This is a genomic window from Rhodococcus aerolatus (genome assembly GCF_054783215.1).
The window spans coordinates 122854-146854 of the sequence record NZ_BAAGQZ010000018.1 but is presented as its reverse complement, the minus strand read 5'-3'; the positions used below and the strand labels follow the sequence as shown (position 1 = coordinate 146854).

The 24001-nt window shown below is 76.0% G+C and carries 12 protein-coding genes; 6 read left to right on the top strand and 6 right to left on the bottom strand.

Annotation, left to right across the window (positions count from 1 at the left end):
- Positions 1–83 precede the first annotated feature (83 nt).
- The 6 genes from ACYVOF_RS08135 to ACYVOF_RS08110 all read left to right on the top strand — a co-directional run bounded on the left by ACYVOF_RS08135 (position 84) and on the right by ACYVOF_RS08110 (position 12153).
- Positions 84–1553, top strand: a complete 1470-nt coding sequence (locus ACYVOF_RS08135) for an FAD-binding protein (RefSeq protein ID WP_460865436.1) — start codon at positions 84–86, stop codon at positions 1551–1553.
- Positions 1550–2305: a decaprenylphospho-beta-D-erythro-pentofuranosid-2-ulose 2-reductase gene (locus ACYVOF_RS08130; RefSeq protein WP_460865434.1), complete on the top strand. Its 756-nt coding sequence runs from the start codon at positions 1550–1552 to the stop codon at positions 2303–2305. Before ACYVOF_RS08135 ends, ACYVOF_RS08130 begins: the two co-directional genes overlap by 4 nt.
- Positions 2302–4236, top strand: a complete 1935-nt coding sequence (locus ACYVOF_RS08125; protein WP_460865432.1) for an arabinofuranosyltransferase — start codon at positions 2302–2304, stop codon at positions 4234–4236. The genes ACYVOF_RS08130 and ACYVOF_RS08125 overlap by 4 nt, the downstream gene beginning before the upstream one ends.
- Before the next feature lie 54 nt (positions 4237–4290).
- Positions 4291–7596 carry an arabinosyltransferase domain-containing protein gene (locus tag ACYVOF_RS08120; protein WP_460865431.1) on the top strand — a complete coding sequence of 1102 codons (3306 nt, stop codon included), beginning with the start codon at positions 4291–4293 and terminating at the stop codon, positions 7594–7596.
- Positions 7597–7664: 68 nt separating this feature from the next.
- Positions 7665–8945, top strand: coding sequence for a glycosyltransferase family 87 protein (locus ACYVOF_RS08115; RefSeq protein WP_460865429.1), 1281 nt, complete (start codon positions 7665–7667; stop codon positions 8943–8945).
- A gap of 34 nt (positions 8946–8979) precedes the next feature.
- Positions 8980–12153 (top strand): arabinosyltransferase domain-containing protein, encoded by a 3174-nt coding sequence (locus tag ACYVOF_RS08110; RefSeq protein ID WP_460865427.1) that lies wholly within the window; start codon positions 8980–8982, stop codon positions 12151–12153.
- A gap of 215 nt (positions 12154–12368) precedes the next feature.
- On the opposite strand, the gene ACYVOF_RS08105 is transcribed toward ACYVOF_RS08110, so the two are convergent.
- The 6 genes from ACYVOF_RS08105 to ACYVOF_RS08080 form a co-directional block, all read right to left on the bottom strand.
- The gene (locus tag ACYVOF_RS08105) at positions 12369–14195 is read right to left on the bottom strand and encodes an alpha/beta hydrolase-fold protein (RefSeq protein ID WP_460865425.1); all 1827 of its coding nucleotides are present in this window, start codon (positions 14193–14195) and stop codon (positions 12369–12371) included.
- 327 nt (positions 14196–14522) lie between these two features.
- Positions 14523–19316 carry a beta-ketoacyl synthase N-terminal-like domain-containing protein gene (locus tag ACYVOF_RS08100; RefSeq protein WP_460865423.1) on the bottom strand — a complete coding sequence of 1598 codons (4794 nt, stop codon included), beginning with the start codon at positions 19314–19316 and terminating at the stop codon, positions 14523–14525.
- Positions 19313–21157, bottom strand: a complete 1845-nt coding sequence (locus ACYVOF_RS08095) for an AMP-binding protein (protein WP_460865422.1) — start codon at positions 21155–21157, stop codon at positions 19313–19315. Before ACYVOF_RS08095 ends, ACYVOF_RS08100 begins: the two co-directional genes overlap by 4 nt.
- A gap of 222 nt (positions 21158–21379) precedes the next feature.
- Positions 21380–22273, bottom strand: a complete 894-nt coding sequence (locus tag ACYVOF_RS08090) for a cutinase family protein (protein WP_460865420.1) — start codon at positions 22271–22273, stop codon at positions 21380–21382.
- A gap of 172 nt (positions 22274–22445) precedes the next feature.
- On the bottom strand, positions 22446–23369 hold the full coding sequence (locus ACYVOF_RS08085) for a decaprenyl-phosphate phosphoribosyltransferase (RefSeq protein ID WP_460865418.1): 924 nt from the start codon (positions 23367–23369) through the stop codon (positions 22446–22448).
- Positions 23366–23956: a phosphatase PAP2 family protein gene (locus ACYVOF_RS08080; protein ID WP_460865417.1), complete on the bottom strand. Its 591-nt coding sequence runs from the start codon at positions 23954–23956 to the stop codon at positions 23366–23368. The genes ACYVOF_RS08085 and ACYVOF_RS08080 overlap by 4 nt, the downstream gene beginning before the upstream one ends.
- Positions 23957–24001 lie beyond the last annotated feature (45 nt).

The following is a 24001-nucleotide window of genomic DNA, read 5'->3' as shown; positions in this document are numbered from 1 at the left end:
CCGCCACGTCGCGGCCGTCCCCGCCCAGGTCACCGGGCCGTCGTGACCGGTCCGCGACCGGCCGGGCGGTAGCCTCGGGCGCGATGTCGACCACCAGCTCGCACCCCCAGCCCACCCTCGCGTCCACGACCGGGGTCACCGCGCCGCCGTCGGCCCCGCCGACGCCGCCGCGGGTCGAGAGCCGACGGCTGACGGGCTGGGCGCGCACCGCCCCCACCCGGGCGAGCGTGCTGCACTCCCCCGACGTCGCCGAGCTCGTCCGTGCCGTGGAGCAGGCGGACGACCGCGGCGTGATCGCCCGCGGCCTGGGCCGCTCCTACGGCGACCCGGCCCAGAACGCCGGCGGCCTGGTCCTCGACATGACCGCGCTGGACACGCTGCACTCCATCGACGCCGAGTCGGGCCTGGTCGACGTCGACGCCGGGGTCAGCCTCGACACCCTGATGCGCGCGGCGCTGCCGTTCGGGCTGTGGGTGCCCGTGCTGCCCGGCACCCGGCAGGTGACCGTCGGCGGGGCCATCGGCTCGGACATCCACGGCAAGAACCACCACTCCGCGGGCAGCTTCGGCAACCACGTGCGCAGCCTCGACCTGCTCTGCGCCGACGGGGCGGTGCACACCCTCACCCCGGACGACGACACGGTGCTGCCGACCTACGGGGTCGGCGTCGCGGACCTGTTCTGGGCCACCGTCGGCGGCAACGGCCTGACCGGGGTGATCCTGCGGGCCACCATCGCGATGACGAAGACCGAGACGGCGTACTTCATCGCCGACGGCGACCGCACGCAGACCCTCGACGAGACCATCGCCCTGCACACCGACGGCTCCGAGCAGCACTACGACTACTCGTCCGCGTGGTTCGACGCGATCTCCACCGGGCCCAAGCTGGGCCGCGCCGCCGTCAGCCGCGGCTCGCTGGCCCGGCTCGACCAGCTGCCGGACAAGCTGGCCAAGGACCCGCTGAAGTTCGACGCGCCCACGCTGCTGACGCTGCCCGACGTCTTCCCCAACGGCCTGGCCAACAAGCTGACCTTCTCCGCGCTCGGCGAGGCGTGGTTCCGCAAGGCGGGGACCTACCGCGGCAAGGTGCAGAACCTCACGGCCTTCTACCACCCGCTCGACCTGTTCGGGGAGTGGAACCGGGCCTACGGCTCGAAGGGCTTCCTGCAGTACCAGTTCGTGGTCCCGCTGGAGGCCGAGGCCGAGTTCCGCCGCATCCTGGCCGACATCGCCGCCAGCGGGCACGTCTCGTTCCTCAACGTGTTCAAGCTGTTCGGCCCCGGCAACCGGGCGCCGCTGAGCTTCCCCATCCCGGGCTGGAACATCTGCGTCGACTTCCCCATCAAGCCCGGCCTGCACCGGCTGGTGGCCGAGCTCGACGCCCGGGTGCTGGAGTTCGGCGGCCGGCTGTACACGGCCAAGGACTCCCGCACCACGGCCGAGACGTTCCACCGCATGTACCCCCGCATCGACGAGTGGCTCCGCGTCCGCCGGGCCGTCGACCCCCGAGGCGTCTTCGCCTCCGACCTGTCGAGGAGGCTCGAGCTCTCGTGATCGACGCCGTGGGCAACCCCCGCTCCCTGCTGCTGCTCGGCGGCACGTCCGACATCGCGCTGGCCATCGCCGAGCGCTACCTCGCGACCGCCCCGCTGCGCGTCGTCCTCGCCGCCCGGCCGTCGGAGCGCCGCGACGCCGCCGTCACCCGGCTCGAGTCGGCCGGCGCGACCGTGGTGCCGCTGGACTTCGAGGCCGCCGACACCGCGAGCCACCCGGCCACCCTCGACGCCGCCTTCGCGGCCGGGGACGTCGACGTGGCCGTGGTCGCGTTCGGCCTGCTGGGCGACGCCGAGGCGCTGTGGCAGGACCAGGCCCTGGCCGTCGAGCTCGCCACCGTGAACTACACCGCCCCGGTCTCGGTCGGCGTGCTGCTCGGCGAGCGGATGCGCCACCAGGGCCACGGCACGATCATCGCCCTGTCCAGCGTGGCCGGGGAGCGGGTGCGCCGGTCCAACTTCGTCTACGGCTCCTCCAAGGCCGGGGTCGACGGCTTCTACCTGGGCCTGGGCGAGGCGCTGGCCGAGCACGGCGTCTCGGTGACCGTGGTCCGCCCCGGATTCGTGGCGTCGAAGATGACCGAGGGGATGGACGCCGCCCCGCTGGCGCAGACCCCCGAGCAGGTCGCCGAGGTGGCCGTCGACGCCGCCCGCAGCGGCACCGCGCTGGTGTGGGCGCCCGCGCCCATGCGCGCCGTGATGTCCGTGCTCCGCCACGTGCCCCGGCCGGTCTTCCGGCGCCTGCCGCTGTGAGCCGCGCGGCCGAGGCCCCCGCAGGGGCCGCGGCCGGGGAGCGGGTCGCGGACCGAGGCGCGGACGGGCGGTCCGGCGCCCGCACGGTCGGCACCGGGGTGCTGGCCGTGCTCGTCGCCGGGGTGACCACGGTGGCCGTGCAGGCCGTCGTCGCGGTGCTGCCCGTCCCGCTGCCCACCGCCTCGACCGCGAACACCGCGCTGACCACGCTGGCCGTGGTGGGCGTGCTCGCCGCGCTCGGCGCCTCGGCGTGGCTGCTGGGGCGCCACCGCCGGGTGGGCGCGGTGGGGACCTGGGTGTCGTTGTCCGCCCTGGTCACCGTGGTGCTGGCCGTGCCGCTGGGCAGCACCCGGCTGTATCTCGGCGGGGTAAGCGTCGACCAGCAGTTCCGCACCCAGCTGCTGACCCGGCTGACCGACTCCCCCGCCCTGTCGGACATGAACTACGCCGGCCTCGCCCCGTTCTACCCGTCGGGGTGGTTCTGGGTCGGGGGCCGGCTGGCCGCGCTCGCCGGCCTACCGGGCTGGGAGGCCTACAAGCCGTGGGCGATCGGCTCGCTGGCCGTCGCCGCCGTCGCCGCCCTGGTGGCCTGGTCCGCGGTGCTCGGGCCCCGGCGCGCCCTCGTCGCGGCCACCGCGTCGGCGGTGGTGCTGCTCGGCGGCGGGGGCGCGCAGGAGCCCTACGGCGCGGTCGTCTCCCTGCTGGCCGGCCCCGCCCTCGTGCTCGCCTGGCGCGGGCTGCGGGCCCGGCGGGGCGGGCGCGGCGCGCTGCTCGCCGCCGGGGTCTTCCTGGGCCTGGCCGCGACGTCGTACACCCTGTACTTCGGCGTCCTCACCCTCGCCGTCGTCGTCATGGCCGTGGTCGTCGCTGTGCCCGGGGTCCGGGCCGGTGGGGCCCGGGCCGCGCTGCCCGTGCTCGGCCGGCTCGTCGTCGTCGGGGTCCCCGCCGCGCTGGTCGCGCTCACCGTGTGGGCGCCCTACGTGCTCGCCGTGCTGTCCGGCGAGCCCGCCAACGGGGTGGCGCAGCGGTTCCTGCCCGCCGAGGGCACCACGCTGCCGCTGCCGATGGCCCAGCCCACCCTGGTCGGGCTGCTCTGCCTGGTCGGCACGGTGTGGCTGGTGCTGCGGGCCCGCTCCTCCGACGTGGCCGCGGCCCTGGGGCTGACCGTCGTCGTGCTCTACGCCTGGACGGTGCTCTCGCTGGCCTGGCTGCTGTTCGACTCCACCCTGCTGGGGTTCCGGCTGCTGGTCCCGCTGGAGTCGCTGCTGGCGGCGGCAGGCGGGCTGGGCCTGCTCGAGGCCGGCCGGCTCGGTCTCGCGCTCGCCCGACGGCAGTCCCCCGGCCTGCCCGCCCGGGTGCGCCCCGCCCTCGCGGTGCTGGGCGTCCTGCTCGCCGTCGGGGTCGCCCAGGCGGTGCCGGGCGCGCTGCGCAGCGACGTCGCCCTGGCCTACACCGACCCGGGGGCCGACGGCGTGCGCGCCGCGGGCGGCGTCGACGCGGACGCCGCCACCTACCCGCGCATCGACGCGCTCCTCGCCGCGCTCGGGCCCCGCCGGGACACGGTGGTGCTGACCGGGGCCTACGGCTTCCTCGCCTACTACCCGTACCGCGGGTTCCAGCAGGTCACCCCCCACTACGCCAACCCGCACGCCGACTACGTCGCCCGCCGCGAGGCGGTGCAGCGGTGGGCGGGGGCGAGCTCCCCCGCCGAGCTGCTCGCCGAGATCGACGCGAGCCCGTGGCCGCCGCCGACGGCCTTCGTGCTCCGCGCCGACGGGGACCGCCTCACCCTCGACCTCGCGCGCGACACCTTCCCCGACAGCCCCAACGTCGTGTTCGACACCGTCGCCTTCCCCCGCTCGCTGTTCTCCGACCCGGCGTTCACCAGCACCGCGGTGGGCCCGTTCGTCGTGGTGACCCGCCGTGGCTGACGCCGGGCCCACCCCCGCCTGGCTAGCCTGGGGCCTCGTGGTGGTGACCGTCCCGTGGCGCTGAGCGTCGGGCAGCCGACCCGCGGCCCGGCCGACGACGGCCCGGCCCCGGGCGAGGAGCCGACCCTGCGGGGCCGCCGAGCCCGCTCCCGCGCGGCCCTGCTGGCCACCGTGCTGGGGCTGCTGGGGGCCGTGCTCGCGCTGGCCGCCCCGCTGCTGCCCGTCACCCAGACCACCGCGCGGCTGAGCTGGCCGCAGGCGGGCTCGCTGACCCCGGTCACGGCGCCGCTGGTGGGCTACGCCCCGGTCGACCTCCGCGTCACCGTGCCCTGCGCCGCCATCACGCCGTTCGCCACCAGCAACGGCGTCGCGGTCTCCACCGTGCCGCCCACCGCCCCGGGCGCCACCACCCAGGGCATGATCATCTCGGTCGTCAGCGGGTCGCTCACCGTCGTGCAGCGCGACGACGCCCTGCTCACCACCCCCGTCGCCGGGCTCGCCCCGGGCTGCACCCTCGTCGTCGAGGCCACCCGGGACGGGACCACCGCGACGGTGGGGACCACCACCGGCCCCGTCACCGGCAGCCGGGACGGGGACAACCGGCCCCAGGTCGTCGGGGTGTTCACCGACCTCACCGGCGCCGTGCCCGACGGCCTCGCGCTCGACGCCCAGGTCGACACCCGTTACGCCACCGCGCCCACGGGCCTCAAGCTGGCCGCGCTCGTCGTCGGGGGCCTCGCCGTGCTCGGCTCCCTGGCCGCGCTGGCGGTGCTGGAGTCCGACAGCCGCACCCGCCGGCTCAAGGTGCTGCCGCGCGGCTGGTGGCGGCTGGGGCCGCGGGACCTGACGGTGGTGGCCGTCCTCGGCGTCTGGCACGTCATCGGGGCCAACACCTCCGACGACGGCTACCTGCTCACCATGGCGCGGGCGGCGCGCAGCAGCGGGTACATGGGCAACTACTTCCGCTGGTTCGGCTCCCCCGAGGCCCCGTTCGGCTGGTACTACGAGGTGCTGGCCTGGATGGCCCGGGTGAGCACGGCCAGCGTGTGGGTGCGGCTGCCCGCCCTGGTCATCGCCGTCGCCACGTGGCTGGTCATCAGCCGGGAGGTGCTGCCCCGGCTGGGCCGCGCCGTGGGCCGCAGCGGGGCGGCGCGCTGGGCGGCCGCCGCGGTCTTCCTCGCCTTCTGGCTGCCCTACGACAACGGGCTGCGGCCCGAGGCGCCCATCGCGCTCGGGGTTCTGCTGACCTGGTGCTCGGTGGAGCGCGCCGTGGCCACCCGCAAGCTGCTGCCGCTGGCCGTCGCGCTGCTGGTGGCCGCGTTCTCGCTGGCCGCCGGGCCTACCGGGCTGATCTGCCTGGTGGCGCTGCTGGTGGGGCTGCGCCCGCTGGTGCGGCTGATCAGCCTCAAGGCCCGGGAGCTGGGCCGGTGGACCACCCTGGCCCCGCTGCTCGCCGCCGGGCTCGGCGTGCTGCTCGTCGTCTTCGGCGACCAGACCCTGGCCGCGGTGCTCGAGGCCACCCGGGTGCGCGACGAGCAGGGCCCCAGCCTGGCCTGGTACCAGGAGCTCAGCCGCTACACCGCGCTGTTCAACGACTCGGCCGACGGCTCGCTGGCCCGCCGCTTCCCCGTCCTGGTCGTCCTGCTCTCCCTGGCCGCCTGCGCGGCGGTGAGCCTGCGCCGCGGCGGCATCCCCGGCGCGGCCCGCGGCCCGTCGCAGCGGCTGGTGGCGCTGATGGCCGGCTCCTTCCTCGCCCTCGCCCTCACCCCGACGAAGTGGACCCACCACTTCGGGGCGTTCGCCGGCATCGGCGGCTCGCTCGCGGCGCTGACCGCGCTGGCGGTGGGCGCGGCGGCGCTGCGGTCGCGGCGCAACCGGCTGGTCTTCGCCGCCGCGCTGGTGTTCGTGCTGGCCCTGTCGGCCACCGGCTGGAACGCGTGGTGGTACGTCTCCGGGCTCGGCATCCCGTGGTTCGACAAGCCGCCGTCGGTCAAGGGCTTCCTGCTCAGCACCGCGCTGCTGGCCGTGGTGGCCGTGCTGGTCCTGCTCGCCGCGCGCGAGCACCTGCGCGGGGCCGCCCCCGCGCGGGCGGACGGGGGCCGGGCCCGGACGGCCCGGCTCGGCACCCGGCTGCGGGGGCCGCGGGCGGGCCGGCGCGCCCTGCGGCTGGCCTCCGCGCCGCTGACGGTGGTCGCCGGGCTCATGGTGGTGGCCGAGGTGCTCGCGTTCGCGAAGGCGGCCGTCGACCGCTACCCCGCCTACACCGTCGGCTCGGGCAACGTGGCCGCGCTGGCCGGCAACCCGTGCGCCCTGGCCGACTCCGTGCTCGTCGAGACCGACCCGCTCTCCGGGCTGCTGAGCCCCGACGTCGGCGGGCCGGACCCGCTGGGGCGGGTGCAGTCCACCGGCTTCACCCCCAACGCCGTCTCGCCCACCCTCGACGGCGGCACGACGAGCACCAGCGACGGCTCCGGGTCCACCGACGCCTCGCAGCGCGGCACCGCGGGGTCCGGCTCGGCGTCGAGCTCGGCGTCGCTGTCGTTGCCGTTCGGCCTCGACCCCAGCGTCACCCCGGTGCTGGGCAGCTACGTCTCCGGCATCCAGCAGACGTCGACGCTGACGTCGGCCTGGTACGCGCTGCCGCCGCGCGACGCCGAGCGCCCGCTGCTGGTGGTGACCGCGGCGGGCTCGGTGCGCTCCGTCGACGCCGACGGCAACGTCACCCCCGGGCCCCGGCTCACCGTCGAGTTCGGCACCGGGGCCGTCGGGTCGATCGGTGCGACCACCTCGACCATGCTGCTCGACCCCGGCCCGACGACGTCGTGGCGCAACCTGCGGCTGCCGCTGGACCAGGCCCCGCCGGACGCCACCTGGGTGCGGCTGAAGGTGGTCGACGACGACCTCAGCCCCGACTCCTGGATCGCGCTGACCGGGCCCCGGGTGCCGCAGCTGCAGACCCTGCAGCAGGTGGTCGGCTCCGAGCAGCCGGTGCTGCTGGACTGGGCCGTGGGCCTGGCGTTCCCCTGCCAGCGCCCGTTCCGCGCGCAGGACGGGGTGGCCGAGGTGCCCGCGCTGCGCATCACCCCCAACCGGGAGCTCGAGGGCGCCGTCGAGGCGTGGGAGGGCAGCTACGGCGGGGGCCCGCTCGGCTGGACCGACCTGCTGGCCAAGCCGCAGACCGTGCCCACCTACCTGCGCGACGACTGGAACCGCGACTGGGGCACCCTGCAGCAGCTGGTGCCCATCGTCCCGTCGGCGGTGCCCGCGCAGGTCGAGCGGGGCACCGAGACCACGGGCGGGCTCTCCTCCACCGGGCCGATGTGGCTGCCCGACCCGCGCGACCGGGTGGCGGTGCAGTAGCGGGACCGCCCCCCGGGGCCGCCCGACCTGGCCCGACGGCGGCGCCGGGGTTGCTATCGTCGGTCGGCGTGACCGCAGCCCAGGACGTGGACGCCGGCCGCCCCGCGACGTCGGACGACGCCGCCCCCCGCTCATCGGGGGCCTCCCGCCGCGGGACGTTGCTCGACGTCAGCCCCGCGACGTCGAAGGCGCTCTCGGCCGTGCTGTGGCCGCTGGCGGTCATGGTGATGAGCAACCTGGTGTTCCGCTCCTACCTCGAGGTGCGCAACGACGTCGACTTCCGGGCGCTGCACGACGGGGCGCTGCGCTTCGTCGACGGGGTCTCGGTCTACGCCGACCCGTACTTCCTGCTCACCCCGAGCGGGCTGCTCGTCGTGGCCCCCTTCGGCCTGCTCAGCCACGACCCGGGCTTCCTCGTCTGGAACACGCTGTCCGTCCTGGCCGCGCTGGTCGGGGTCGCGCTGTCGGTCAAGCTCGTCGGCGGCCGGCTGCTGGGCCCGCTCACCGCCGCGGTGGTGCTCGGGTTCGCCCTGACCGAGTCGCTGACCCTGACGCTGCTGTTCGGCAACCTGAACAACACCCTGCTGCTCGCGCTCGGCGCCGGCTTCCTGCTCGCCGAGACGCGGCGCCGGTGGGTGCTCGCCGGGGTGCTGCTGGGCATCGCCCTGGCCATCAAGCCGCTGTTCGTGCTGCTGCTGCTCATCCCGCTGCTGCGCCGCGGCTGGTCGACCATCGCGTGGGCGGTGGCCATCCCCGCGGTGGCCAACGTGGTCGGGTTCCTCTTGGTGCCGGCCCGGCAGGACTTCCTCGACGTCACCGTGCCCAACCTGCTCACGGCCCGGCCGGACATCAACAGCTCGCTGTGGGCCGTCGGGACCCGGTTCGGGGTGCCCGAGCTGGCGCTGACCGCGGTGCGCGGGGTCGTCCTCGTCGTCGCCCTGCTGGTGGTGTGGCGGCTGCGCCACGTGGTCGACCCGGTGGTCCGCACCGGCACCCAGTACCTGACCCTGCTCACCGCGATGTACCTGGCCTCGTCGCTGAGCGAGACGTACTACTCGATGACGTTCCTGCCCGCGCTGCTGCTCGTGGCCCGGCGGGCGGACTCCCCGCTGCGCAACCCGCTGGCCTGGTTCGCCGTCTACGGCTTCTTCGCCTACGACCTGTGGACCGTCCCGCAGGCGCCGAACCGCTCGCAGGACCTCGCGTTCTCCCGCACCGCGATCGCGTGGACGCTGCTGCTCGTCGTGATCACGGTCTGGACGCTGCGTCACCGGCCCCGGCCCGACGGGAGCACCGGCACCGGCGACTCCCCGTCCACCCGGACCGCGTCGGTCGGCGCGACGCGCTGACCTGCGGCGTCGTGCACGACTAGGGTCTGGCCCCGTGGAGGAGGGGGAACGGGGACCGCGCGCCCGCGGCACCCCCCTCGCGCTCGCCGCCGCGCTGCTGGCCCTGCTGGGGGCGGTGCTGGCCGTGGCCGTGCCGCTGCTCCCCGTCCGCCAGCACACCACCGCCCTGGCGTGGCCGCAGCAGGGCAGCTACGCCGAGGTGACCGCGCCGCTGGTGGCCTACACGCCCGTCGAGCTGCGGGCCGAGGTGTCCTGCGACGCGGTGCGCGCCGTCGGGGACGACGGCCTGGTGCTGGGGACCGCGCCCCCCGAGGCGCCGGACTCCGGGGGCACCGCCCTGCTCGCCCGCCGCGAGGCCGGCGACCTGCTGGTCAGCCTGCGCGGCATCCCCGCCCTCCGGGTGCCCGCCGCCGACCTCACCGGCGGGGGCTGCGGGGTGGCCGTGACGTCCCTGCCGGGCTCGACGACGCTCTCCGCGGCCGGGCAGCAGGTGACGCTGGACGGCGACGTGCGGCCCCAGCTCGTGGGGGTGTTCACCGACCTGCGGGGAGCGGCCGGGCCCGGGGTGTCGCTGCGCGCCGAGGTCGACGACCGCTACGACAGCTCCCCCACCCCGCTCAAGCTGCTGGCCACCGGGCTGGCGGTGCTCGGCCTGGGGGCCGGGCTGCTGCTGCTGCGCCGGCTGGACCGCGCCGGTGCGCACACCGCGCCCCGGCGGCGCCCGCGGCCCCGGCCCGGCTGGAGCGACGGCCTCGTGGTGGCGGTGCTCGGCGCGTGGTGGCTCGTCGGGTCGACCACCTCGGACGACGGCTACCTCACCACCATGGCCCGGGCCGCGGGACGGGCCGGGTACATCGGCAACTACTACCGGTGGTTCAACAGCCCCGAGGCGCCGTTCGGCTGGTACTACGAGCTCTACGCCCGCATGGTCGGGCTGGGCACGGCCACGCTGTGGCTGCGCGTGCCCGCGCTGCTCCTGGGGCTGGCCACGTGGCTGGTGGTCACCCGGGCCGTGCTGCCCCGGCTGGGGGCGGCGGTGCACCTGGGGCCCGCGCGGTGGGCCGCGGCGGCCGTGCTGCTGGCCTTCTGGCTGCCGTTCGGCAACGGGCTGCGCCCCGAGGCGCCCATCGCCCTCGGCGTCGTGCTGACCTGGGTCCTCGTCGAGCACGCGGTGGCGGGGCGCCGCCTGCTGCCGCTCGCCGCGGCGCTGCTGACGGCGGCCTTCTCGCTCGCCGCCGGGCCCACGGGGCTGGCCGCGGTGGCCGTGCTGCTGGTGGCGGTGCGGCCGCTGAGCCGGATGCTGGCCGAGCGGGTGCGCGAGTCCGGCGCGCTGGCCGTGCTGGCCCCGATGCTGGCCGCGGGCACGGCCGTGCTCGTGGTGGTGTTCGGCGACCAGACGCTGGCCACCGTGCGCGAGGCGACCCGGGTGCGCACCGAGCTGGGGCCGTCGCTGCCGTGGTTCGCCGAGCCCTACCGGTACACCGCGCTGCTCACCGGCGGGGCGGACGGCGGCCTGGCTCGCCGCTACCCGGTGCTGCTCCTGCTGCTGCTGGTCGTCCTCGTCGCCGCGGTGGTGCTGCGGCGCGGCACCGTGCCGGGCGCGGCGCACGGGCCGGGGCTGCGGCTGGTGGCCTCGACGGCGCTGGGGCTGGCGTCGCTGACGCTGACGCCGACGAAGTGGACCCACCACTTCGGGGTCTTCGCCGGGCTCGCCGCCGGGCTGGGGGCGCTGGCCACGGTGGCGGTGGGCGCGGCCGTGCTGCGCTCGGTGCGCCACCGGGCCGTCGCCACGGCCGCCGTGCTGGTGGTGCTCGCGTTCGCCCTCACCGGGCCCAACGCCTGGTGGTACGCGTCGTCCTGGGGGGTCCCGTTCGCGCAGCGGCCGCCCGCGGTGGCCGGGGTGGCCCTGTCGTCGGTCGCGCTGGCCGCCGCCGGGGTGGCCGCGCTCGTGGCCCTGCGCGAGCACCTGCGGGTGCGGCCCGCGCCCGATCGGCGCCGGCCCCGGCTGCCCGCCCGCGTCGGCGGCGTGCTCGGCGCCCCCGTCACCGCGGTCACGATGCTCGTGGTCGCCGGGCTCGTCGGGTCGTTCGTGCTCAGCACCGCGGCGCGCTGGCCCGCGTACACGATCGGCCAGCAGGACCTGCGCAGCGTGGCGGGCGGCAGCTGCGGGCTGGCCGACGCCGTGCGGGTGGAGCAGCCGGCGTTCGGCGGGGCGCTGACCCCGGAGGACCCCGGCACCGACCCGCTCGACGTGCCCGCCGACACCGGCTTCACCCGGGACGGCGTGCCGCCCGCCCTGCTCGAGCCCGGCTCGGCGCAGACCGGGGCCGGGGGGAGCACCGACGCCACGTCCCGGGGTGGCAGCACCGCGGCCGGCGGCAGCAGCGTGTCGGCCCCGCTCCCGGCCGGTCTCGACCCGGCCACGACCACGGTGCTGGGCAGCTGGACCGAGGGCGAGCAGCGCCCGTCCTCGGCCACCACCGGCTGGGTCGCCCTGCCCACACCCGGGCCCGACACCCCCGTCGTCGCCGTGACCGCGGCCGGGTCCGTCGCCGCCATCACCCCCACCGGGCAGGCCCAGCCCGGGGGTCGCCTCGACCTCGAGCTGGGCACCGGGCCCGCCGGGTCGGTCACCGCGACCGGCACCCGGCCGTTCCAGGACCCCACCGGGGGCCCCGCCTGGCGGACCCTGCGGGTCCCGGTGAGCGAGATCCCCGCCGGCACCACCTGGGTGCGGCTCGTCCTGGAGGACGCCGACACCTCGCCGGACAAGTTCGTCGCCGTCACCGCGCCGCGGCTGCCCCCCGTCGCGACCCTCTCCAGCGTCCTGGGCCCGCAGGACCCGGTGCTTCCCGACTGGCTGGTGGGGGCGAGCTTCCCGTGCGTGCGGCCGTTCACCGTCGCCGACGGCGTGGCCGAGGTGCCCGTGGCGCGGCTGACGCCGGGCGAGACCGGTCGACCCACCGACGTGGTGTGGGAGACCGCGCCCGGCGGTGGCCCGCTGGGCTGGACGCGGCTGCTGGGCGAGGGGCGGGCGCTGACCAGCTACCTGTCCGACGACCTGGGCCGGGAGTGGGGGACGGTCATCGTCTACCGGCCGTTCCGGCCCGACGCCGTGCCGGCGCAGCTCGAGACCGGGGAGCGCGTGGTGGGCGGCCTGGAGCGCCAGCCCTCCCAGTGGCTGCCCCCGCTCTACCAACGCGACTGAGCCCGACACCCCGCAGCCGAACGACGTCTGTCCCCTGACCGCTTCCGTGCCCACCGGTGCCGTCCCCCTGCATGCGGGGTCGCGACCCGGTGCGCGGACGGGAGGACCCGGCGGCCCGCCGGGGTGGGGGCGCCGTCACACGCCGGCGGGGGCGGCACCGGGAGTCCGGTGCCGCCCCCGCCGGGACGTGCTGGGTGCTGCTGGTCAGCCGGTCGTCAGCTGGGGACGACCGGGCCGTTCGGCAGGACGAAGGTGTACGCACCCTGCTCGAAGGTCTGCCGGAGGCCGTTGGCAACCGGGGTCTCATCGGAGGTGGGCAGGCCGTTGGGGCCAGCGGTCCCTCCCGTGCCGAGCCACGTGGCCAGGATCGCGCCCTTGACCTCGTAGGTGCCGAAGTTGCTGAACAGGATCTGACCGCCCCCGACGCCCTGGAACCCGTTCCAGCGGGCGTTCGGCCTGCCGTTCGGCACCGATTCGTCCGTGACGGGGAACCCCAGCTCGCCGCCCTGGCGGCCCAGCGACGTCCACTTGTCGTAGATGAGACCCCCGATCTCGTGGGCGTCCGTGGCCGGCGACCAGTAGATGTGCGTGTTGGCCGACGAGAAGTCGTTGTAGGCGCCACCCGGGACGGCCGTCTCACCCGTGATGGGCAGGCCCAGCGGCACGCCGTTGACGTTGGCGGGGCCGGTGGTGAGCGGGTTGGTGCGGGTGCCGCCGGTGCCGCCCAGGTCCTGGAACTTCGCCCCGATTCGGCCCTTCAGCGCGCCGGCGCTGGTGATCGGCTGACCCGTGGCCAGGAACGCACGGCCGTTGAAGAAGTCCTGCGCCACCCCGCCGGGGACGTTGTACTGCGGGGTGGTGCAGTTACCGAGGCCCTGGGCCAGCGCGATCGACGCGAACTGCGTCTGGGCGCAGCCACCCGTGCCCTGGATGGCGCCCGCGTCGAGCCCGAGCGCAGCACCGATCTGCGGCCATGACTGCTCCAGCTGGCGCTGCCAGTACGGCCAGGAGTGGGTGCCGCCGTTGTAGTAGTCGGTCTTGACGGTGGTGACACCCGCCGCCTGGGCCGCGCCGGTGAACTGCTGGCTGGAGTAGTTGGCGGCGATCTCGAGCAGCTGGCCCACGTAGTTGGGGCTCAGGCCGAGGAACGAGGGGCCGTCGTAGGGGCCGGGGGCACCGTTGCCGGCGGACACGTAGAGCGACATGCCCTGCAGCCCGGTCCGGGCGGCCGTGTTGTTGGTGACCTGGACCGTCGGGTCGTGCAGCGGCCACGCCGGGTCGGTGGCCGGGTCACCCCACAGGTTGTTGGGGTTCAGGTCCGTGTTCGAGGAGATCGAGTACTGGATGAGCTGCGGGAAGAACGGCGACGTGGTCGACAGGTAGCCGGAGTACGACGCCGCGGCCTTGTAGGTGCCCGGGTGCAGCGTGGCGTAGTTGAAGGCCGCCGTGCCACCCATGGAGAGCCCGCCGATGGCCTTGCTGCCGTTGAACCGGAAGTTCTGGCTGAGCACCTGGGGCAGCTCGGTGTTCCAGAAGGTGTCCCACTGCATCTGGCCCTGGGTGCCGGCCGCGTTGGGGTCGGGGGTCTCCCAGTTGGAGTAGAAGGAGCCCTCGCCGCCGTAGGCGGTGACGACGAGCGTGTCCTTGTCGCGGAAGAACTGCTCGATGTCGGTCATGTTGAACCAGTCCGAGCTGGTGTCCGGCACGCGGAAGCCGTCGAGCAGCATGAACGCGGGGTAGGTCTTGCCCGGCTCCGAGTTCCAGGTGCGCGGGAGCAGGATGCCGACCGTGATCGGCACGCGCATCACCGGCGACTGGATGGTCAGCGCGAGCTGGCGGTCCGTGACCCAGCTGACCGAGTACGGAATGGCGGCGTCGGCCGAGACCTGCGCGGGTGCGGGCGCCGGTGCGGCGGCGGCCGAGGCGGGCAGGGCCAGCGCCAGGGCCGTCGGGAGCACGACGGCGGCAGCGGCGACGCCGACCACCTTCCGGCGCAGTCGGGCGGACAGCGTGGCGGGTGTTCCCCGGCCTGCCTCGAGCATGTGTCGTTCTCCCCTTCGTCGGCACCGCTCCCCGGCGCGGTGTCGTGGTGCTCCGGTCCGGGTGGACGGAGCGGTGCGGTGCCACCCGGGGGGCGGCTCCGCTGCCGGTCGGTGAACTCGTGGTGGCGTGCGGCGCGTCACCGGGCGCGCCGCTCGCAGCATGGTAGTGCCGTGTCGATAACGAGTCAGCAGCGGATGGGTCACGGGCGGTCCCGGACCACCTGCCGCCGACCGGGGTGGACCCGCGGAGCGTAACCCTCGATCCGTCGTCGAGGGTCCGCCTCCGCCGGGCGTGTCGCCGCAGGTCGCCGCGACGACACGCCCCGCTCAGCCCAGGTGCACGGCCTCCCGGGTGCGGGCCAGCCGGGAGCGCAGGTCCGCGGCCACGCGGGAGATGATGGGCTCGTCGATGACCTGCAGGTGGTCACCGCCGACGTGGACCACCTCCAGGCCTGGGCACACCCCCGACCAGCCGCCGTCCGGCGCGATCTCGGCGTAGCGCGGCTCGATCTCCACCGCCCCCTCGTGCATCCCGTCGGCGCGGTAGAGCACCACCTCGCCGTCGTAGGGCAGGGGCTGCAGCTGCTCCAGGGCGCGGTTGTCCACCCAGGAGGTGCGCTGGTGCTCGAGCACGCCGGCGCTGATGCCGGTGCCGATGCCGCCCGCCGCCTGCTGCAGCAGGCCCAGGATGATCCGCAGCTGCTCGTCGGGGTCGGCCGCCAGCAGCTCGGCCTCCGGCAGCGGCACGGCCCGGCCGTAGGTGCGCTCGACGTAGGCGGCGAAACGCTTCCACCGCGCGAGGGTCTCCTGCGGGGTGTCGGGGATCGCCTCCACCGGGCGCACGGTGTCGAGCATGGCGACCAGCTCGACCTCGTGACCGGCCGCGGTCAGCTGGCGGCCGAGCTCGTAGGCCAGCGCCCCGCCGAAGGACCACCCGGCGAGCCGGAACGGCCCCGGGCCGCCGTGCTCGACGACGAGCGGCAGGTACGCCGCCACCCGCTCGGCCAGCGGGCCCTCGAGCCGCTCGATGCCGAACACGGGCTGGTCGGCGGGGAGCAGCTTGATCAGCGGGTCGTAGACCGAGCAGGAGCCGCCCGCGGGGTGCACCACGAACAGCGGGGCCGCGGCACGCTCCCCGGGGGCCACCACGGGGGCCTGCAGCACCCGCACCAGCTCTCCGGTCGAGGTCTCCATCAAGGGGCGGACCTCGTCGGCCAGCGCGGACAGCGTGGTCGCGGCGACCAGCGCGGACGGCTCGACCCAGCCCTCCCAGCGCCCGCCGAGGGCGTGGGCGAGCTCGACCCGCTTGGCCTCCGACAGCGTGGGCAGCGGGCTGGTCACCCCGGCGACGGGGGAGCCCACGACGGCGGACCACTGGGCGGCCACCCAGCGCTCGGCGGCGTCGCGCGGCGGCACCCCGGACGCCTCGCCGGCCGAGGCCGCGCCGACCTCGTCCCCGGCGAGCAGCGAGACGAGGTGGCGCTGCAGGTCGGCCAGCCCGGCGCCGCGCAGCATCTCCAGCACGATCGGCGGGGTGCCCAGCTCGTGCTCCACGCGGTTCTTGATCCGCACGGCCATCATCGAGTCGAGGCCGAGCTCGACGAGCGCCACGTCGTCAGGCAGCTGGTTGGGGGCGTAGCCCAGCACCTCCGCGACGATCGTGCGCAGCCGCTCCCGCACGTCGGCCTCGGCGTCGGCCTCAGGCTCGGCCGCCTCGCTCGTCGTGGGCACCGGCTGCGGCGCACCCGTGCTGGTGACGTGCGGACGCACCGTGACGGCGCCCGACGCGCGGTCGAGGGCCACCCCGGTGACGACGGCCTCGGCCAGCAGCACCCAGGTGGCCTCGTCGGCGTGGGCGTGGACCTGGATGGACCCGCCGCCGGGGTGCGGGGTGAGCACGGTCGTCACCGGCACCCCCGCTCCCGGCGCCGGCTGGTGGCGCACCAGGGTGCTCACCTCGGCGTCGGCGCCCAGGACGTGCGCGGCGGCGGCGTGCACGGGCACGGCGACGTCGGTGGTGCCGGTGGACTCCCACACGTGGCGGCCGTCGGGCAGCGCGACGTGCACGCCGACGGTGGGGATGGCCGAGCTGAGCGGCCGGGCGGTGGTCCAGTGGTGGCGGCGGTGCCAGCGCGTGCGCGGGACCTCGACCAGCTCGCCGGGGGCGCCCTCGCCGTTGAGCGCGCGGACGTCGACGTCGTGGCCGTGCACCCACAGCTGGGCCAGGGCCTCCCGGACCAGGGCGCTGCCGTCGGCGTTGCGCCGCTGCGCGGGGACCAGCAGCGGGTCGGCCACGCCCTCGGCGGCCGCGGTGGCACCGACCGAGGGCAGGGCCACCGGGTGCGGGGAGAGCTCGAGGAACGTGGTGTGCCCGGCGCGGACGGCCTCCCCGACCGTCTCGGCGAACAGCACCGGCTGGCGCATGCCGCGGGTCCAGTAGGCGACGTCGTGCTGCCAGCCCTCGTCGGCGGCGCTGCCCGCGTCCCCGGTGACCGAGGAGAAGACGGGCACCCGCGCCGGGGCGACGTCGAGGCCGGCCAGCTCGGCCGTCAGCTCGCCGAGCACCGGGTCGACGGCCTCGGTGTGCCCGGCGCCGCTGACGTCGAGCAGCCGGGCCGTGCGGCCCAGCGACTCGGCCCACGCCACCAGCTCGCGCACCTGCTCGCGCTCGCCGGCGACGGTGGTCTGCTGCGGCGCGGCGTGCACCGCGGCCGAGACGTCGGGCCAGCGGTGCGCCTGCTCGGCCAGCTCGGCCGAGGACAGGCCGACCAGGCCCATCGCGCCCAGGCCCAGGGAGTCCAGCTCGGCCAGCAGCCGGGAGCGGGTGCAGATGACCCGTGTGCCGTCCTCGAGCGAGAGCCCGCCGGAGACCACGGCCGCGGCGACCTCGCCCATGGAGTGGCCGAGCACCGCGGTGGGCTCCGCGCCGTAGCTGCGCAGCACCGCGGCCAGGCCGACCTGCACGGCGTAGAGCACCACCTGCACGGTGTCGACGCCGCGGACGGGCTCGTCGCCGTGCACGAGCTCGTGCAGCGAGAAGCCGGACTCGTCGACGACGAGGTCCTCGAGCTCGCGCCAGGCCTCGGCGAACGCGGGCTCCTCGGCCAGCAGGTCCCGGGCCATGCCGTGCCACTGCGAGCCGTAGCCGGAGAACACCCACACCGGTCCGGCGCCGGTGTCCTGCGCGCCCACGACGACGCCCGGGGCGGGGCGGCCCTCGGCGACGGCGAGCGCGCCCTGCACGGCGTCGTCGTGGCCGCGGACGACCAGCGCCGCGCGGTGGCGGCCCTGGCTGCGCCGCGCCAGCGCCCGGCCGACGGCGGGCAGCGGCTCGGACTTGCCCTCGCGGGTCAGCCACTCCGCCAGGTCGGCCGCGGCGGCGCGCAGCCGCTCCTTGGTCTGCCCGGAGACCACCAGCACCACGGGGCCGACGGGGTCGCCGACAGCAGGCACGCGCTCGGCCAGCGGGACCGGCTCGGCGGCGGCGGGCACCGGCGGGGCCTCGCGCACCACCAGGTGGGCGTTGGTGCCGCCGAAGCCGAAGCCGGAGACACCGGCCGTCGCGGCGCCGCTGCGCCGGGGCCAGGCGGTCGGCTCCGTGACGACGGCGAGCCGCGCGGCCTCGAACGGGATGTGCGGGTTGGGCGTGCGGAAGTGCAGCGACGGGGGCAGCGCGTCGTGGCCCATGGCCAGGACCACCTTGATCAGCGCGACGATGCCCGCCGCGGCCTCGAGGTGGCCGAAGTTGGTCTTGGCCGAGCCCAGCAGCAGCGGGGCGTCGACCTCACGGCCGGCCCCGAGCACGGCGCCCAGCGCGCGGGCCTCGATGGGGTCGCCCAGCAGGGTGCCGGTGCCGTGGGCCTCGACGTAGTCCACCTCGGACGGCCGGACCCCGGCGTCGCGGTAGGCGGCGCGCAGCAGGTCGGTCTGGGCGGCGGGGTTGGGGGCGGTGAGCCCGTTGGAGCGCCCGTCGGAGTTGACCGCGGAGCCGGCCAGCACGGCGAGCACCCGGTCACCGTCGCGCTGGGCGTCGGCCAGGCGCTTGAGCACCACCATGCCCGCGCCCTCGCCGCGGCTGATGCCGTCGGCGGCGGCGTCGAAGGCCTTGCAGCGCCCGTCGGTGGACAGCGCGCCCGCCTGGTCGAAGCTGACCGTCACCGCGGGGGCGAGCATGAGGTTCACCCCGCCGGCGAGGGCGGCGTCGCACTCCCCCGCGCGCAGCGAGCGGATGGCCTGGTGCACGGCGACCAGCGACGACGAGCAGGCCGCGTCGAGCGCCATCGACGGGCCGCGCAGGTCGAAGGTGTAGGAGAGCCGGTTGGCGACGATGCTGCCCGCCGACCCGGTGGTGGTGTAGGCCTCGGCGCTCTCCAGGTCCGAGGAGGTGAGCAGGCCGTAGTCGTGGGTCGAGACGCCGACGAAGACGCCGGTGGCCGAGCCGCGCAGCGACTCCGGGGAGACCCCGGCGTGCTCCATGGCCTCCCAGGTGACCTCCATGACGAGGCGCTGCTGCGGGTCCATCGAGGCGGCCTCGCGCGGGGAGATGCCGAAGAACTCGGCGTCGAACTCCGCCACCTCGTCGAGGAACCCGCCGAGCTGGTTGGTCCGGCCGACGAGCGCCGCGGTGGCGTGGTCGTCGGTGAAGGCCTGCCAGCGGCCCTCGGGCATCGGCCCCACGGCGTCGGTGCCCGTGACCAGCAGCTGCCACAGCTCGTCGGGGGTGCTCACGCCGCCGGGCAGCCGGGTGCCGACGCCGACGACCGCGATCTCGGCGCCGGGGTCGTGGGCCGCGACGGCGCGGGCGTCGTCGGCCTCGCGCTCGGCGGGCACCTCGGGCTCGCCCTCGACGAGGCGGCGGGCGAGCGAGGCTATGGTCGGGTGCTCCCAGAGCAGGGTGACCGAGAGGGTGACCCCCAGCATCTCCTCGAGCTCGCCGGCGAGGCCGACGGTGTCGCGGGAGGACAGCCCGAACTCCTCGAGCGGGCGGTCGCGGGTCACCTCGCCGCGGGGCACCCCGGTGGCCCGCGCGACCCAGTCCCCGAGCCAGGTCGACAGCGCCTCGGTGGTCACGGGCTCGGGCAGGGACGGTGACCGCCCGGCGGACGTGCTCGGCTCGCTCACGTGGGGACTCCCAGCTCTCGGGGCGTCAGCACCGGCCCCGCGGCGCCCCGGAGGGTGCCGTCGAGGTAGCGCTGCCGGCACGCGCGGCGGGCGATCTTGCCGCTCGACGTGCGCGGGATGGACCCGCCCGGGACGAGGAGGACCTCGCGGGCGGTGATGCCGTGGCGGGAGGCGATGGCGGCGCGCACGGCGGCGACGACGGGCTCGGGGTCGGCCTTGCCCTTGCCCATGGCCCGCTCGGCCACCAGGACGAGCTGCTCGGCCGGGTCGTCGGCGGGACCGCCCTCGCCGTCCCCGGCGGGCATGGCCTCGGGCGGCACCGAGAAGGCGGCCACGAAACCGGGGCGGAGCACGTCGCTGGCCTGCTCGGCGGAGAACTCGACGTCCTGCGGGTAGTGGTTGCGCCCGCCGACGATGATGAGGTCCTTGACCCGGCCGGTGACGTAGAGCTGGCCCTCGACGACGGCCCCGAGGTCACCGGTCCGCAGCCAGCGGGTGCCCGGCTCGTCGGGCAGCACCCCGCCGAACGTCTCCTCGGTCTCCTCGGGCCGGCCCCAGTAGCCGCGGCCCAGGTTGTCCCCGGCGATCCAGATCTCGCCGACGGCGTCCTCGCCCAGCACGGTCGGCGCCCCGGTGGCCTCGTCGGTGTGCACGATCCGCACCTGCTGGGCCAGCGAGACGTCCCCGACGGCCACCTGGGTGGTGGCGCGCGGGTCGTCGGCGGGCAGCGCCACCACGCGGCCGGCGGCCATCTCGTCGCGGTCGAACGTGCGCACCGTCGGGCGCTCGCCCGCCCGGCTGGCCGCGACGAACAGGGTGGCCTCGGCCATCCCGTAGGACGGCCGCACCGCGGACTCGGGCAGGCCGTACGGCGCGAAGGCGGCGTGGAAGCGCTCCAGCGTGCCCGCGCGCACGGGCTCGCTGCCGTTGATCAGCGCGAGCACCCCGGAGAGGTCGACGTCGTCCCCCTCCTTGGGCAGGCCCCGCTTGGCCGCGTGGTCGAAGCCGAAGTCGGGCGCGGCGGCGACCACGCCGCTGCCCTCGCCGAGCAGCGTGATCCACCGGAGCGGTCGTTGCACGAAGGCGCGCGGGCTGAGCACCTGGCAGGTCATGCCGCCGACCCCGGCGATGACGACCACGAGCAGGCCCATGTCGTGGAACAGCGGCAGCCAGCTGACGCCGCGCCCCTCGCCGACCGGGATCCGGTAGGAGGTGATCATCTGCACGACGTTGGTGAGCACGGCGCGGTGGGTGATCTCGACGCCGGCCGGGACTCGGGTGGAGCCGGAGGTGTACTGCAGGTAGGCGACGTCGTCGGGCGCGACGTCCGGCGCGGACCACGAGGCGGCCAGCGAGTCCGGCACGCCCTCGATGGCGATGCTGCGCGGGCGCTGCGCCGCGGGGCGGCCCTTGAAGAACTCCCGCACCCCGGGTGAGGCCGAGGCGGTGGTCAGCACCACGGCGGGCGTGCAGTCGGCGAGCACGGCGGTGAGCCGGTCGGTGTGGCCGGGCTCGGACGGGTCGAACAGCGGGACGGCGACGAGGCCGGCGTGGATGGCGGCGAAGAAGCCGATGATGTACTCCGCGCCCTGCGGGGCGAGGATCGCGACCCGGTCACCGGGGGTGGTCACCTGCTGCAGCCGCGCGGCGACCGCGCGCACCCGGGTGCCCAACTCGGCGAAGGTGACGGTCGTGGTCTCGCCGGCCGTCTCGCGGGAGTAGTCGTGGGCCACATAGGCGGGCTTGTCCCCGCAGGTGCTGGTGGTGCGCTCGATCTGGTCGACGACCGTGCCGACGGCGATGGCGGCGGCTGCGGCGTCCGCCTGCTCGAACCCGGTCATCGTTCCTCCTGTGTCCGCGTGGGTCGGGCCGGGTGGTCCCCGGTCCGTGCTGCGCCCCGTCGCGCGCGGCGGTCCGCCCCGACCTGCCCGTCCGGACCTCCCGCCCCCCGCACGACTGCGTGCGGGCCTCGCGGGATGCTACAACCGGCCCCCCGGGGGCCCCGATTCCTCGTCGTCGCTCCTGTCCTCAGCACGGCCCACCGCCGCGTCCCGCGGTCCTGCTCACGACACCGCCCCGGCGACCTCGTCACCGAGCCTGCCCACCAGCCACTGCGTGCCGGTGGTGCCCCCGCCGACGTCGAAGCGGCCGTAGCTCGAGTGCACGCCGGTGCGGAGGTAGGCCCCCAGCTGCGCCAGCGTGGCACCCAGGTTCTGCGGGGCCAGCGCATCGCGCGGCGTGTCGCACACCAGGTCGCCCGGGGCGCACAGGGTGGCCGTGCGGTCGGTGAGCGCGCCGAAGCCCTGCGCCCGCGGCCCGCCGATGCCGACGCCGTCGAGGGCGGGGCCGGGCATCTCGACCTGACCGGGCTGGCGGTACGGGTCGGCGACCAGGCCCACGCCGACGACGCGGTCGGCCGCGACGGGTCCGCCGCCGTTGCCGATGGTGGTGGCCACGTCGCCGGCGACCGCGGCGCCCTGGGAGAACCCGGTGAGGGCGAACTTGGTCAGCGGGCAGCGGTTCCCGGTCGCCTCGAGCTCGGTGCGGGTCGCGGTCACCCCGGCCGCGCGGCTCTGCTCGTAGGGCATGGGGTTGCCGAACTGCGCCGGGTAGGGGACGTAGTACTCGGTGACCTGGGCGGCCGGGAAGCGCGCCGCGAGGCCGTTGCCCACCTCGGCGAGCAGGCCGACGGGCACCGCCGGGTCGGCCGTGGCGGACGTCTCGTAGGTGCCGGGCACCAGCAGGACCTCGACGGCCGGGCAGTCGGCCGGCTGGGTGGGCGTGGTGGTGGTCGGCGCGGGGGCGCCGGTGGTCGTGCTGGTGCCGGGCGCGCCCGAGGGCGGGGTCGAGGTGCCCGGGCGCAGCAGCACGGCCGCGAGCACGACGAGGACCAGCACCCCGAGGACGACCCACAACCAGGTGCGCGACCGGCCCGTGCGCCGTGCGGGACTGCTCACGCCGACCAGCTCCGTTCCTCGGTTGGGTGCACCCCGGTCACCCGGGGTCCACCTCTCGGACCACCCGTGGTCGCCAGAAGTGATCGTGAGTGATCATCTGCCTGCGGTGCGCAAACCAAACGATCGTAGCGGGGCCGGCGCGTGCCGCCCCCGCCGCCGGGCCGGGCCCGGCTCACAGGTAGACGGAGATGCCGATCGACAGCACCCACGCGAGCGCCAGCACCTGCAGCACCCGGTCCCCCAGCGCGATGTCCTCCGGCTCGCCCGCCACCCCGCCGTCGACGTCGACCGCGTAGCGCAGCACGGCGATGACGAACGGGACGATGGAGATCACCGACCACACCGAGCCGCTGACCGCGTTGAGCTCGAACGCCCACAGCCCGTAGCTGGTCACCAGTGTCGTGGCCGAGAGCGTCCAGACGAAGCGCAGGTAGGTCGACGTGTAGTTCTCCAGGGACTTGCGGATCTTGGCCCCGGTCTCCTCGGCCACCCGCAGCTCGGCGTAGCGCTTGCCGGAGACCATGAACAGGCTGCCGAAGGCGGCGACGAGCAGGAACCACTGCGACAGCACGATCCCGGCCGCCACGCCGCCCGCCATGCCGCGCAGCAGGAACCCCGAGGACACCACGCAGATGTCGAGGACCGCCTGGTGCTTGAGGCCGAAGCAGTAGGCGAGCTGCACCGCCTCATAGACCGCGATGACGACGAGCAGCTGCCAGCTGGCCAGCAGCGACAGCGCCAGGGCCGCGACGAGCAGCACGACCGACAGCCCGAAGGCCATGCCCCGGGGCACCACGCCCGCCGCGATGGGGCGGTAGCGCTTCACCGGGTGGGCGCGGTCGGCCTCGACGTCCAGCGCGTCGTTGACCAGGTAGATGCCCGAGGCCGCCATGGAGAAGACGACGAACGCGACCAGGGAGGCCAGCAGGACGTCGACGTCGCCCACCTGGCCGGCCGCGACGGGCGCGGCGAGGACGAGGACGTTCTTGACCCACTGCCGGGGCCGGACCGCCTTGAGCAGGCCGGCGGGCAGCGAGCGGGGCACGCGCGCGGGGTCGAGGTCCTCCGACACGGCGTCCGGGGTGGGGATGCTCATCGCGGGTCACCTCCGAGCAGCCCGCGGCGGCGGGCCGCGCGCACGGCGGTGGCGGCGCCCCAGCCGAGGCCGGCGCCCGCGAGGACGTCGGTCGGGTAGTGCACGCCCAGCACCAGCCGGGAGGCCAGCATCGGGGGCACGAGCACGGCGGGCAGCAGCCCGGGGGGCGCACCGAGGGCGTCGCCCAGCAGCGCCGCGGCCGCGGTGGTGGACGTGGCGTGCGAGGACGGGAAGCTCAGCCGGCTGGGGGTGCCGACCCGGACGGCCACCGCGGGGTGGTCGGGCCGGCGGCGGCGCACCACGCGCTTGACCGCGATCGACACGCCGTGCGCGCCGACGGCCCCGAGCACGGCCTGGCCCCACAGCGGCCGGCGGCGGGCGTCCAGGGCCGCGCCGAGGGTGCCCGCGGCGATCCAGCCCAGCGCGTGCTCCCCGAGGTGGGAGAGCCCGCGGGCGCCGCGGACGACGCCGGGACGGCCGGCCGTGAGGTCGCTGACCGCGGCCAGGACGCGCAGCTCGCGGCCGGGCGCGGCGGGGCCGAGCGGGTCGGGTCGGGGGGTCACGACGTGCGGCGGGGAGGTGGACATCGGCTCGCAGCCTACCGCCCGCACCACCCCCGCCGACCCCGCCGA